13 protein-coding genes and 1 riboswitch are annotated in these 12,875 nt (G+C 69.7%); of the genes, 2 read left to right on the top strand and 11 right to left on the bottom strand.

Features of this window, described 5'->3' with window-relative positions; translation table 11 throughout:
• Nucleotide 1: 1 nt before the first annotated feature.
• The 9 genes from WDZ97_RS18440 to WDZ97_RS18400 form a co-directional block, all read right to left on the bottom strand.
• Complete coding sequence (locus WDZ97_RS18440) at nt 2–1,264, bottom strand: cobyrinate a,c-diamide synthase (RefSeq protein WP_304007088.1); 1,263 nt, start codon at nt 1,262–1,264, stop codon at nt 2–4.
• A gap of 35 nt (nt 1,265–1,299) precedes the next feature.
• On the bottom strand, nt 1,300–1,899 hold the full coding sequence (gene cobO, locus WDZ97_RS18435; protein WP_304007052.1) for a cob(I)yrinic acid a,c-diamide adenosyltransferase: 600 nt from the start codon (nt 1,897–1,899) through the stop codon (nt 1,300–1,302).
• Nucleotides 1,900–1,922: 23 nt separating this feature from the next.
• Nucleotides 1,923–2,699, bottom strand: a complete 777-nt coding sequence (locus WDZ97_RS18430) for an ABC transporter ATP-binding protein (protein ID WP_425763724.1) — start codon at nt 2,697–2,699, stop codon at nt 1,923–1,925.
• The gene (locus tag WDZ97_RS18425) at nt 2,696–3,718 is read right to left on the bottom strand and encodes a FecCD family ABC transporter permease (RefSeq protein ID WP_425763723.1); all 1,023 of its coding nucleotides are present in this window, start codon (nt 3,716–3,718) and stop codon (nt 2,696–2,698) included. The genes WDZ97_RS18430 and WDZ97_RS18425 overlap by 4 nt, the downstream gene beginning before the upstream one ends.
• Nucleotides 3,719–3,749: 31 nt before the next feature.
• Nucleotides 3,750–5,615, bottom strand: a complete 1,866-nt coding sequence (locus tag WDZ97_RS18420) for a TonB-dependent receptor domain-containing protein (RefSeq protein ID WP_425763722.1) — start codon at nt 5,613–5,615, stop codon at nt 3,750–3,752.
• A gap of 130 nt (nt 5,616–5,745) precedes the next feature.
• A riboswitch (cobalamin riboswitch) is annotated at nt 5,746–5,974 on the bottom strand.
• A 173-nt stretch (nt 5,975–6,147) separates the two neighbouring features.
• Nucleotides 6,148–7,581, bottom strand: coding sequence for a cobyric acid synthase (locus WDZ97_RS18415; protein WP_425763853.1), 1,434 nt, complete (start codon nt 7,579–7,581; stop codon nt 6,148–6,150).
• Between the two features lie 23 nt (nt 7,582–7,604).
• Nucleotides 7,605–9,263 (bottom strand): ATP-binding domain-containing protein, encoded by a 1,659-nt coding sequence (locus WDZ97_RS18410; RefSeq protein ID WP_425763721.1) that lies wholly within the window; start codon nt 9,261–9,263, stop codon nt 7,605–7,607.
• A 412-nt stretch (nt 9,264–9,675) separates the two neighbouring features.
• Nucleotides 9,676–10,104: a PPC domain-containing DNA-binding protein gene (locus WDZ97_RS18405; RefSeq protein WP_304005673.1), complete on the bottom strand. Its 429-nt coding sequence runs from the start codon at nt 10,102–10,104 to the stop codon at nt 9,676–9,678.
• Between the two features lie 11 nt (nt 10,105–10,115).
• Nucleotides 10,116–10,688 (bottom strand): NnrU family protein, encoded by a 573-nt coding sequence (locus WDZ97_RS18400; protein WP_425763720.1) that lies wholly within the window; start codon nt 10,686–10,688, stop codon nt 10,116–10,118.
• A 143-nt stretch (nt 10,689–10,831) separates the two neighbouring features.
• Between WDZ97_RS18400 and WDZ97_RS18395 the strand changes: the two genes are divergently transcribed.
• Together WDZ97_RS18395 and WDZ97_RS18390 are read left to right on the top strand one after the other, a co-directional pair.
• Complete coding sequence (locus tag WDZ97_RS18395; protein ID WP_232416096.1) at nt 10,832–11,218, top strand: hypothetical protein; 387 nt, start codon at nt 10,832–10,834, stop codon at nt 11,216–11,218.
• Between the two features lie 28 nt (nt 11,219–11,246).
• Nucleotides 11,247–11,390 carry an entericidin A/B family lipoprotein gene (locus WDZ97_RS18390; RefSeq protein WP_019916159.1) on the top strand — a complete coding sequence of 48 codons (144 nt, stop codon included), beginning with the start codon at nt 11,247–11,249 and terminating at the stop codon, nt 11,388–11,390.
• A 99-nt stretch (nt 11,391–11,489) separates the two neighbouring features.
• Here WDZ97_RS18390 and WDZ97_RS18385 read toward each other — a convergent pair whose 3' ends face one another.
• Nucleotides 11,490–11,918, bottom strand: coding sequence for a cupin domain-containing protein (locus tag WDZ97_RS18385; RefSeq protein WP_425763719.1), 429 nt, complete (start codon nt 11,916–11,918; stop codon nt 11,490–11,492).
• Nucleotides 11,919–11,928: 10 nt separating this feature from the next.
• Complete coding sequence (locus tag WDZ97_RS18380) at nt 11,929–12,858, bottom strand: patatin-like phospholipase family protein (protein WP_425763718.1); 930 nt, start codon at nt 12,856–12,858, stop codon at nt 11,929–11,931.
• Between the last annotated feature and the right edge of the window lie 17 nt (nt 12,859–12,875).

The following is a 12,875-nucleotide window of genomic DNA, read 5'->3' as shown; positions in this document are numbered from 1 at the left end:
TTCAGCGTCCGAACAGCGTGGCGACCGCGGCCGGAGCGGACGGGAAATAGAGGTGCAGGTAGCTCGCGGTGAGCCGGCCCCGACGATACACCGCCTCGCCGTCGCGGTCGTCCGGCGTGCGCGCACGCGCCAGCGGCGACAGCGGCGTGTCGGCGGTCGAATAGTGGAAAGTGTGGCCGCGCAGCGCACCTTCCGGCAGCTCGACCTGCTGCAGGCCGAGCGCGGCCAGCCGCGTCTGCATGCGCACCGCGCCCGGCAGCAGACCGGCGCCGGCGTGGCTGACGCCGGACTTGTCGGTCAGCGTGTCGAACAGGCTCATCATGCCGCCGCACTCGGCCAGCAGCGGCCGGCCGGCGTCGACGTGGGCGCGCAGCGCGGCGTGCATCGCGGTGTTGGCGGACCAGCGCGCGGCGTGCAGCTCGGGGTAGCCGCCGGGCAGCCAGACGGCGTCGCAGGCGGGCAGCGCGGCGTCATTGAGCGGTGAGAACTCGACCAGTTCGGCGCCGAGTGCGCGCAGGCAGTCGAGATTGGCCGGGTAGAGGAAGCAGAACGCGTCGTCGCGCGCCAGCGCGATGCGCACGCCGTCGAGCAGGCGCGGCGTCGCCGTGCATTCGACCGGTGCGAACGCCACCGCCGGCGGCAGGTCGGCCGCGGTCGATGCGCCAAGCAGTTCGGCAGCGATGTCGAGCCGGACGTCCAGCCCCTCGATCTCGGCCGCCGGCAGCAGGCCGAGGTGGCGCTCCGGCAACGCGATGCGCTCGTCGCGCGGCAGGCCGCCGTACCAGGCGATGTCGGCCGGCAGGCTGTCGCGCAGCATGTCGAGGTGGCGGGCCGACCCGACCCGGTTGGCGATCACCGCCGTCAGGTTCACGCCGTCGCGGTAGTGCTTCAGGCCGTGCGCCAGCGCGCCGAAGGTCTGCGCCATCGCGCGCGCGTCGATCACCGCCAGCACTGGCAGATCGAAGCGACGCGCAATGTCGGCGCTGGACGGGCTGCCGTCGTGCAGGCCCATGACCGATTCGACGAGGATGAGGTCGGCCTCACCCGCCGCGTCGTACAGCCGTGCGGCGATGTCCGCTTCGCCGGTCATCCACAGGTCGACATTGCAGACCGGCGCGCCACTGGCCAGTGCGTGGATCTGCGGATCGAGGAAGTCAGGCCCGCACTTGAACACGCGCACGCGGCGACCGCGCGAACGGTGCAGCCGTGCCAGTGCGGCGACCACCGTGGTCTTGCCCTGACCGGACGCAGGCGCTGCCACCATCAGCGCCGGGCAGTGCCGGACTGCGGACGGCACGCTCACCATTCCAGCCCGGGCATCGCCTTCACGCCGGCCTTGAAGGCGTGCTTCACCATGGTCATGTCGGTCACCGTGTCGGCCGCCTCGACCAGCTCGGGCGGCGCGGCACGGCCGGTCACGATGACGTGCTGCATGGTCGGCCGCGCCGCGAGGTCGGCGATGACGGTGGCGACATCGAGGTAGTGGTACTTCAGCGCGATATTCAGTTCGTCCAGCACCACCAGGCCGATGGCCGGATCGCGCAGGAAGGCGCGCGCCTGTTCCCAGGCCGCTTCGGCGGTGGCGACGTCGCGCGCGCGGTTCTGCGTTTCCCAGGTGAAGCCCTCACCCGACACATGCCACTGCACGTCCGGCTGACGGCGATAGAAGGCTTCCTCGCCGGTGTCGGAACGCCCCTTGATGAACTGCACCACGCCCACCTTCATGCCGTGGCCGAGCGCGCGCGCGACCACGCCGAAGGCGGCGCTGGACTTGCCCTTGCCGGTGCCGGTATTCACCACCAGCACGCCGCGCTCGACCTGCGCCGCGGCGATGGCCTGGTCCACCACGTCCTTCTTGCGTTTCATGCGCGCTTCATGGCGTTCATCAAGATCGCTCATCACATCCTCCACTCATTCTGTCCTCACGCCGGCACGAAATAGCGCCGGCCGTCGTCGCGCAATTCCTTCAGCGGATGGCAGAAGGCGCGCGACAGCACCTCCGCCTGCAGCACCGCGTCGACCGGCCCGCATACCCATTCGCCGCCGCCGGTCAGCAGCAGCGCGCGGTCGGCGAAGCGCAGCACCTGATTCAGGTCGTGCAGCACCGCCACCACCGCGCGGCCCTCGTCGCGGGCCAGCCGCGCGAACAGTTCCAGCGTCTCGATCTGGTAATCGAGATCGAGATGGGTGACGGGCTCGTCCAGCAGGCACAGCGGCGCCTGCTGCGCCAGCAGCGCCGCAATGGCCACCCGCTGGCGCTCGCCGCCGGACAGCGTGCGCACCTCGCGCAGTTCGAAGCCGCGCAGCGATACCGCCGCCAGCGCGGCCAGCGCGATGTCGACGTCGGCGTCGCTCTCGTCGGCCCAGCGGCCGATGTGCGGGTGCCGGCCGACCAGTGCGGTGTCGAGCACGGTGGAGGCGAAGTGGTCCTCCTGCGACTGCGCCAGCAGTGCGCGCCGTTTCGCCAGTTCGCGCGCCGGCCAGTCGGCGATCGCGCGGCCTTCCAGCGTCAGTGTGCCGGCGGCCGGCGGGCGCAGCCCGGCCAGCGTGGTGAGCAACGTCGACTTGCCGATGCCGTTGCGGCCGACGATGGCCAGCAGTTCGCCCGGCCGCACGTCGAGTTCGAGGCCGGTGCACAGCGCGCGACCGGCGACCGACACGTCGAGGCCGCGTGCGAGCAGGGTCGGAACGGCGCTCATCGGTGGCGGTTCAGCAGGAACAGGAACACCGGCACGCCGAGCAGCGCGGTCAGCACGCCGACCGGCAGCTGGGCCGGCGCGATGACGGTGCGCGCCGCGGTGTCGGCCAGCAGCAGCAGCGTGGCGCCGGCCAGCGCACTGGCCGGCAGCAGCAGGCGCTGGTCGTTGCCAAAGGCGAGCCGGATCAGGTGCGGCACCACGAGGCCGACGAAGCCAACCGACCCGACCGTGGTAACCGCGATCGCCGTCAGCGCCGACGCCAGCAGATAGACGACCAGACGCAGGCGGACGACGGGCACGCCCAGCAGCTGTGCCGTGCCATCGCCGCGCGCCAGCAGGTTGAGGTCGCGCGCCAGCGGCGCGCAGGCGACCAGCCCGCCCAGCAAGGCGGCGACCGCGACGCCGGGACGGCTGGCGGTGCTGGCGTCGCCCATCAGCCAGAACAGCATGCCGCGCAGCGACTGTTCGCTCGCCACCGCCAGGATGAAGGACACCGCCGCGCCACACCCCGCCGACACGATGACGCCGGTCAGCAGCAGGCGGGTCGGCGTGCGGCTGCCCTCGCCGTGCGCCAGCCCGAACACCAGCGCCATCGCCGCCAGCGCACCGGCGAAGGCCGAAAGCTCGAGCAGCAGGCCGGCCGCGCCGACCAGCATGGCCAGCAGCGCACCCACCGCCGCCCCGCCGGAAATGCCCAGCACATAGGGGTCGGCCAGCGGGTTGCGCAGCAGCACCTGCATCAGCGCCCCGGCCAGCGCCAGCAGGCCGCCGCAGGCCGCCGCCGCCAGCGCGCGCGGCAGGCGCAGCGAGCGCACGATGTCGCCCGCCATGCCGGCATCGCCGCCAGTCGCGATCTGCCACAGCTCGGCTGCACTGACCGCCACGCTGCCCACCGCCAGCGCCAGCGCGAAGGCCGCGGCCAGCGCCAGCAGCAGCGCCGGCAGCACCCATGCACGACGGCGCAGCGCGCGCATCGCGGCCGGCGACGGCAGGGTGGTGGCGGGCGGGTGGCTGCTCATCGCGCGAGTTTACCGGTCGGCTCGGCTGCGTTCAGAACTGCGGCGTGTAGCGCAGGCCGGCGAATACGCTGCTGCCGGCCGTGTTGTAGCCGAACACGCTGGTGTAGTCCTTGTCGGTCACGTTGTTCACGCGCGCTTCAAGCGCCACCTCGGGTGACAGCTTCCAGACGGCGAACAGGTTCAGCAGCGTGTAGCCGCCGAGTCGGCGCGTCTCGTCGGCGTTCGAGTAGCGGTCACCGGTGGCCTGGATCTCGATGCCGACGCGGCCACGCGTCATGTGCTGGATGACGCGCAGCTGGCCGGTCTGCACGGCGCGCCGCTGCAGGCGGTCGCCAGTGTCCTGGTCGGTCGCGTCGAGCAGGTCGACCGAACCCTGCAGCTCGGTATGGCCGAACAGATAGGTCGAGCCGTCGAAGGTCAGGCCGCGCAGACGCGCCTCGCCGACGTTGCGTGCCTCGGACACACCGGGCGACACGGTGACCGTATTGATCAGGTTGCGCACCTTGTTGTCGTAGGCGGTAAGGGCCGCGCGCGAGCCCTTGCGCTGCCACACCACGCCGGCCTCCTTGTTGCGCGACGACTCCGGCGCCAGGTCCGGATTGCCAAAGCCGGGGAAGAACAGCTGGTTGAAGGTGGGCAGGCGGAAGGCGGTGCCGTAACCACCGTGCAGCCGCCATTCATCGGTCAGCCGATAGCCATAGGCCACGTTGCCGGTGGTCTTGTGCTGCGAGCTGGTGCTGTAGCGGTCGTGGCGGGTATTCAGCTGCAGGCTGTGGCGGTCGATGGCGCCGGACCAGCCGAGCTGCAGCGAATCGATCTTGCGTTCGGAGTCGATGTTCACGGCGGTCGGCGTGGTCGAAAGCACGTCCTGCTCCAGCCGCTCGACGCTGCCGAACAGCGTACCCAGAGGCAGCTTCACGCGTGCCTCCAGCGCGTGGCTGAACTGCTCGGTGCGGAAGTGATTGCCGAGCGGCGAAGTGCGCGCGTAGCTGATGAAGTCCTCGACCGAGCGGCCGCTGCGCAGCGTGGTCGACACGGCATCGCTCCAGGCGTGGGTCAGATAGACGGTCGCGCTGTCGTTGTCGAAATCGTTGCGCGTGTTCGGGAAGCTCAGGCCGGAATCGAATTCGTTGTAACCCTTGCTGGCCAGCGCGCTGACGCCGATCTCGGTGCCCACGTGCGGCGTGAAGCTCAGGCTGCCGCTGAAGTTCTGGTTCAGGTAGCCGTCGTGGTCGGGATTGTGGGCGCGCCGCGCCACCGATACGCCTTCATTGATGCGCGGATTGGTCGAGCTGAAGCCGCGGCTGCTGCTGACGCCGGCGCCCAGCGCGAAGCGCCAGCGGCCATCGCCGCCGCGCAGGCTGGCGCTGCCCTCGGAGCTGCCGTAGCTGCCGCCGCCGGCGAATACCTCGCCCTGCAGGCCGTCGTCGCCACGGCGAGTGAAGATCTGGATCACGCCACCGATCGCGTCGGCGCCGAACACGGCGGAGGCCGGACCGCGCAGCACTTCGATGCGCTCGATCTGCGACAGCGGCAGGTATTGCAGCGCGGCGGTGCCGCTGGAACCGGATCCGACGCGCACGCCGTCGATCAGCACCACGGTCTGCCGCGAGTCGCTGCCGCGGATGAAGTAATCGACGCTGGCGCCAGCGCCACCGTTGCTGGTCATCTGGACACCCGGCTGGCGCGCCAGCAGTTCGGTCAGCGTGGACTGCCCGGCCGCCTCGATCTGTTCGCGATCGATGACACTGACGTCGGACAAAGTGTCCGACACGCGCTGCTCGACACGGGTGGCGGTGACGACGACCGGCTCCAGCACGTGCGTCTGGGCGGAAACGGAGGAGGAAAGAAGGCCGGCGCCGGCAAGTAGCGTGGCGACCGTGGTACGGCTGTGCATTGTTATGTGCTCCCTGCAGCCATCGCCCGTCCCCGAACGACGGCAGTCTCATGAAGTCATGGCACAGGGGACAACAACGCAGGCAGCCGGCAGCGGGCCGCATCCGTCGCGATGCCGCACCCCGGGCATGACCGCTCGTGCATCCGTGGCCGGTATCCGGGCTCGCAGCTGCGACGACGGGCGGAGTGCCGCGTGTCGCGATGCACGGCCTTCCCAGGCGCGGGGCCCAGTGGCATGAACGTGCATCGAATCTGCTTACCGTTGCGGGGGCAGCGCAGGCCTTGCGAGCAGAGCTCGCTCACCTGCTTCCCGTTTAACCCTGTGCCGCGGCACAGGGCACCTCGAACGCAGTGCCGCCGCAGCGGCACCGGCGCGCACGATACCACCGGGCGGCGGAAGGCCCAAACCGGCAGGCCGGGCGACGCCCCTTGTCACGGTCCGCGACGGGTTGCAGCCGCGTCGCGGCCAGGGCCGCGCCCACAAGAATCCCGCGCGCCGCAACGGAGGAGGCGTTCCCCGACCTTGGCCGCCTTCAGCGGAAACCGCACATCCGGTCGACGTCGATCTCCGCCTCGATGCAGTCGGCCAGCCGGTCGAGGCTGGCTTCACGCAGCGCGTGCAGGTCGAGCGGCTGGGCCGCTTCGAGGCCGGCCCAGGCGAGCAGCGCGGCGCAGGCGTCGGGCGCGTCGAACAGGCCGTGCACATAGGTCGCCATCAGCTGCCCGTCAGCCGAGCGCGCGCCGTCCGGGCCGTGCTCCAGTTCGACCGCCGGACGCGCCAGCGCCGGGCCTGCGCTCACACCCATATGGATTTCGTATCCGCGCACCGCCTCGCCACCGGGACACAGACGCCCCTGCACGACACGCAGCTGTTTCTCGGTTTCGAGCGTGGTGTCGTAGTCGAACAGGCCGAGCCCGGCGACGCTGCCCGGTGCGCCTTCCAGCCCCTGCGGATCGTGCAGCGTGCGACCCATCATCTGCATGCCGCCGCAGATGCCGAGCAGGCGACCGCCGTAGCGCAGGTGGCGGGCTATCTGCGCGTCCCAGCCGTGCGCGCGCAAGGCGGCGAGGTCGCCCTGCACGCTCTTGCTGCCGGGCAGGATGACGAGGTCGCAAGCCGGCAGCGGTCGATCAAGCGGCACGAACATCAGGTCGACCTGCGGATGTGCACGCAGCGCGTCGAAATCGGTGTGATTGCTGATGCGCGGAAAAACCGGCACCGCCACGCGCAGCCGTGCGGCCTCACCCGCAGCGGTCTGCTGCGTCTGTATCGCGTCCTCGGCGTCGAGGTGCAGGCCTTTCAGCATCGGCAGCACGCCGAACACCGGCAGGCCGGTGCGCTGCTCCAGCCAGTCTTCGCCGGAACGCAGCAGCGCGCGGTCGCCACGGAAGCGGTTGATGACGAAGCCGCGCACCAGCGCACGCTCCTCATCGGACAGACAGTCCAGCGTGCCGACCAGATGGGCGAACACGCCGCCACGGTCGATGTCGGCGACGATGACCACCGGGCAGCGGTTGGGCAGCGCGAAGCCCATGTTGGCGATGTCGCGATCGCGCAGATTGATTTCCGCCGGGCTGCCCGCGCCTTCGACCACGACGAAGTCGTACTGCGCGGTCAGCCGCCGCCAGGACTGCATCACCGCGTCCATCGCGACCCGCTTGTAGTCGTGGTAGGCGCGCGCTTCCATATTGGCCAGCGCGCGGCCATGCACGATGACCTGGGCGCCAGTGTCGGAGTTGGGCTTGAGCAGCACCGGGTTCATGTCGGTGTGCGGCACCAGCCCGCAGGCCTGGGCCTGCAGCGCCTGGGCGCGGCCGATCTCGCCGCCGTCGGCGGTGACCGCACTGTTCAGCGCCATGTTCTGCGGCTTGAACGGCGCCACGCGCACGCCGCACCGGTGCAGGCTGCGGCACAGGCCGGCGGCGACCGTGCTCTTGCCGGCGTCCGACGTGGTGCCCTGGATCATCAGCGCGTGCGGCGCAGCGCCATTCACGGATGTGCTCCCAGCTTGTCGCGCAGCTGCGCGGCGGCGCGTTCGCTCGCCACCAGCACCAGCTTCATCATCGCCCGCGTGGCGCCGACGAAGAGTTTGCGCAGCGTGCGTTCGTCCAGCGTTTCGAAGTCGATTTCGGCGAGGATGACCGCCGGCGCCGACTGCCCCTTGAAGCGGTACACCGATTCGATCAGCACTTCGCCGCCGGAATACTCCGGCTGGCCGAGCAGGTCGTACTGGCCGGTGAAGCTGCGCAGCGCGTTGGCGCCGAGGCGGTCGTGGCGCAGCAGTTCCGACTGTTCGCGGCCGCGCCAGCTGATGATGGCGACGTCCTGCGCATGAAAGCCGGCGGCGAAGCACAGGCGTATCGCCTCCTTCACGCGCGTGGTCAGCGGATGGGCGGTGTCGTAGGCGAGCAGTTCGACCTCGTCCGCCTCGAACGGCGAAGCCGCCTCGATATGCTCGGCGGCCGGCAGCAGCGCCTGCAGCATGCGGACCACCGGTCGCGGGCTGCGGAAATTGCTGTGCGCGCGCAGCGTGACCCAGCCGGGCAGCTCGATCGGGGGGCGCGCGTACAGGTTCTGCATCGGGTCTTCGAGCCAGATGCGGCGCGCGTCATCATCGGCGGCATGGCGCCACAGCTGCTGTGCCCAGTCGGCGGAAAAGTCCTGCCCCTCGTCGACGATGATGGAATCGAAGCGCAGGTCGTCCGGCACCTCGAGCTCACCGGCGCGCGCGATCAGCGCGTCGAAGGCGTCCGGCTTGGCGTAGTCCGGCCGCTCGCCGTGTGCGGCGAGCACGCGTTCGCAGAGATGGTGGAAGGTGCAGGCCAGGCCGCCTTCCGGCGCGATGTGCGCGAGGTGGTCGGCCAGCGGGCGGTTGAAACAGACATAGAGCGGGCGTCGGCCGGCCGCGATGGCGGCGCTGTACTCGGCCAGTGCCAGCTGGGTCTTGCCGGAACCTGCGGTGCCGACGACTCGCAGCCGGTAAGGGTCGAAGTCGAGCGCGCGCGCCCACTGCGACAGGCCGCCGGCGACGCGGGTGATGCGCTCGCGCGCGATACCCAGCCGCGCGGCAACGTCCGGCTCCAGCTTGATCTCGTCGCGCAGGAAGCGGTGCACCTCGGGCGCGTGCCCGCTGTGTTCGCCTGGCGGCAGGATGGCGCGGATGCGCGGTATCAGCTGATCGCGCACCGCGGCGTCGACGATGCGTTCCGGTTCGATGCCAGCGGTATGTGCCTGGCGCACGAAGTAGTCGGGGCAGTACACCAGGTACTCGATGCGCGGCACCGGGCCGCCGAGCCGCGCGGCCAGCCGTGCCTGCAGCGCGGTGCGCGAGCGCGCGATGCCGACCGCGACATTGCGGTCGCGACCGCGCCGGCGCGAACTGAGACCCTGCGGCCCTTCTTCGAGGAAGCCGCTGCGCTGTTCGATGGCCAGCAGTTCGCCGGCGGCATTCACCACGACGAAGTCGATGTCGCCGTAGATCGAGAAGCCGCCCTCGTCCAGCCGCGTCCAGTGCACGCCGTGGTAGACGGTGTAGGCGGCCGGCAGGCCGCGCTCGAGCAGCGCGAGCGTCGCCAGCTCGCGTTCGGCCGCGCCACCGGCCTCGCCCGCCGCGAGTTCTCGCCAGCCGTCGGGAATGACTTTCGCCACTGCAGGATCCTGATTCGGAAAGCCGCGAGCTTACACGGCCGGCAGGCTGTTCTTATCCACAACATCTGTGGACAAGATGCAGCGCGTCGTCACGGCAGCCGCGCCAGCTGAGGGTGTCAATAGGGTTGCCTCATTTTTGGGCAGGTACGTCGAAGCCGGGGGATTCGCCTCCGGCCGCGTCGCGCACCGATGACCACGACATGGATTGCGGCAGACCACGTCGCGTCATCCACAGCATCTGTGGACAAACTTGTTAGCGAAAGATGTATAGACGCCGCAATCGCGCGCGGGAGGCCGGTGTCAACGGTGTTGCCTATTTATTGGGCAGCGGTGACGAAATAAGTTTTCGCGCGATGTGGCGCGGCGTCGTGCGTGCGGACCGGCGGGCGATGCCTTGCTTCCGATACGTCGTCTAATCAGGGCCGCGCGCACCGAGCAGTTCGTCGTGGTTCTCGGCCACCATTTCCTCGTAGCCGGTGAGCGGGTCGATCTCGCGGCGGATTTCCCAACCGCTGGCGATGCCGAGCACCAGTTCCATCGTCGTGCGCACGATGCTGCCGGCAAGCAGATGACCGCCGGTCACCTGTCCGTGGGCGTCGGCCACCGACATGTGCAGATGCACGCCGTGCGCGCTGATCGTGCCGGACAGCGTGAGCAGTTCGCTGTCGCCGTCGATCACCGTCGGTGTATCCCGCCCGGCCAGCCGCAGCATGGCCGGTGACAGGCTGCCGACCGCCGACAGCACGAATGCGGCGCCGAGGTCCTGCCGCTTCGCCCAGTGTTCGAGACTGCGCCGCAGGTCGTCGCCCGGGCGCAGACGCTCGATGTGTACGGTCATCATTCCCGCTCTCCTCAGCCGAAGGGACGCACGCCGATCAGCAGGCCGTGCAGCCAGAACGCGAACACGGCCCAGCCGGCGATGCCGGCCAGCACCACCTTCAGGTCGCCGGCCGCCGAGCCGGGCGGCACCGGCAGATGTGCTTCGCGTCGACGCAGCAGCGTGAAGGACAGCACCGCCCACACGAGGAAGCTGCCGAACATGAGCAGGTCGGCCAGCGTACCGTTGGCCAGCAGGTGAGCGAAGGCCCAGATCTTCACCGACGCAGCCAGCGGCTGGCGCAGCCGGGCGGCGATGCGCGAACCCGGCAGCAGCGAAGCCGCCAGCAGCACGAACGAAGGCAGCATCAGCAGCGCAGCGGCGTGGCGCGACCACACCGGCGGTATCCACAGCCACAGCGGCTCGGACCGCGCCTCGCCATAGCCCCAGATCAGCAGCACCAGGCCGACGAGCGACGCGCCCGAATGCAGCAGGCGCCAGCGCGTCGCGCCGTGCCGCGCTATCACCTGCTCGCGCAGGCCGGGCGCCACCAGCCGCAATGAGTGCACACCGATCACCAGCACCAGTCCCGCGATCAACCCGATCATGTCCGTCCTCCTCGACCAGACGCGAGGGTAACCGAAGCGCGCCTGCCGGATTTGTCCTACACGCGCCCACCGCGACGGATGACAGGCGCACACCCGTCCGCTGCCCATACTGGGCTCGTGTCATGCAGACGGAGATACCCATCATGACTGGACGCATGCTGATGTCGGCACTGGCCGGCGCACTGACCGTGATCGCCCTGCTCGCCGCCTATGAACTGGGTCGCACAGGACGTATCGACGCGTCACCGTCGGGTGCCGCCGTCGCGCTGTCGTCGCTGGACGGTCGCGAAGTGTTCGACACCGAGGGCGCGACCGTGGGCGTGGTGGAACAGACCATCTCGGCCCGCCACGGCGAACGCTCGGCCCGTTACGCCATGGTGCGCATCTCGCGCGGCAGTGACGCGGGTCTGCGTCTGGCGGTACCGGATTACCGGCTGCAGCCGGTCGAGGACGGACTGATGCTGACGCTCGACGTCGATGAAGAAGGCGACTTCCAGCCGACGGTTGCGCAGCTGCGCAATCGCACCTGAATCCCACACTGAACGACAGGAGACGACGATGAACAGACTGATCACCCTGATGCTGATGTGCGCTGGCCTCGCGCTGGCAGGCTGCAACACGATCGCAGGCGCCGGCAAGGACATCGAATCCGGCGGCGAGAAGGTCCAGGACACCGCCCGCGACGTCCAGCAAAAGATGTAGTCCTGATGTTGATGCTGTTGAAGTAGCTGCTCCGTTTCACTCCTCCTTGCGCTCGCCCGGTCCGCTCGCGGAACCGGGCGTTTTTTTGTCGACGCGCGGTCAGCGGAGAGGACGGGTGGCGGTCGGTGCGACGCCGGACTCCTGGTATTCGACGTCGCCGTCCTTGGCCCACACCCAGTGCGGCTCGCCGGCCGGCGCTTCGTAAATGGCACCCGCCGGCACCGCCACCACGGCGTTCTCGTCGACGCGCTCACCGAAGCCGACGTACAGCGTACCGCTGAGCACCGTCGTGTAGCGGGTGTCCGGATGGGTATGCGGCGGAAAGCGACCGCCCGCCGCCAGGCGCACGCGCAGCAGGTAGGGGCCGGCGCCCTGTTCCGAACCGACCAGCCAGGCGGCTTTCAGCGCCGGAACCGCCGGCGGGCTGAACCAGGTGGCCTGCTCCGGCCGCAGCGGCTGCGGCGGGGTCTGTGCCGCGACCGCGCCACTCAGCAGGACACCGGTCAGCGCGATCATCGCTTTATGCATCGACGGCTCCTTACTGCTGCGCGCGATCGGTGCGCAGCGGCGTATGGACGTTGTGCCGCGCGCGCTCGTTCTCGGCCGCATCGAGTGCCGCGGCCGCCAGCCGGCGGCCATAGTCGATCAGCGGCGCAGCCAGATGGAATTCGTGGAACTGGCAGGTGTTCTTCGGCACGCTGATGACGACGTCCGGCCAGAACACCGCGAGGTGCTGGCGCGTGATCGCGGCCTGCATGGTTTCCAGCGAACGCATGAGCACGTCGGACATCGCCAGACTGGTCTCGACCGGCTTGGCGTCGCCGTTGCTGCCCGGCAGATAGCCGCGCAGCCGCGCCAGCAGGCCGGGGGATACTTCGGCAGGCAGCTTCTGCAGCGGCGGCGGCTCGACCGATTCGCCATTCAGGTCGACCACGACGGTGAGGTCGGTCAGCGTGCGCTGGGTCGGTGCCACCGGCACCGGGTTGAGCAGGCCGCCATCGACCAGCGTGCGACCGCGGTAAGCGTGCGGCGTGAAGATGGACGGTATGGCCATGGAGGCGCGCATCGCCTCGAACAGCGGACCGTCGGTGAACCACACCTCGCGCCCGCGCTCGATATCAACCGCCACCGCGGTGAAGTCCAGCGGCAGGGTTTCGATGTCGCAGTCGCCGATCAGCTCGCGTAGCCGCGTCATCAACAGCGTGCCGCGGATCAGGCCGCCGCCGGAGAAGGTCCAGTCGAGCAGGCGGAACACGTCGGACTGGACGAGGCCGGTCACCCACTGCTCGTACGCGTCGAGCCCGCCGGCAGCGTGAATGCCGCCGACCACGGCCCCCATCGAGGAACCGGAAATCGCGCGGATGTCGTAGCCACGTGCCAGCAGTTCGCGGATGACGCCGATATGCGCAAGGCCGCGGGCGCCACCGGAACCCAGCACGAGGGATACGGTTTTCTTCAGTTCGCTCATCGGCCGCAGTGTAGCGC

The sequence above is a fragment of the Methyloversatilis sp. MC4-4 genome (genome assembly GCF_049843555.1).
GTDB lineage: Bacteria > Pseudomonadota > Gammaproteobacteria > Burkholderiales > Rhodocyclaceae > Methyloversatilis > Methyloversatilis discipulorum_B.
The sequence above is the reverse complement of the archived record's forward strand: the minus strand, read 5'-3'. Positions and strand labels throughout refer to the sequence as shown.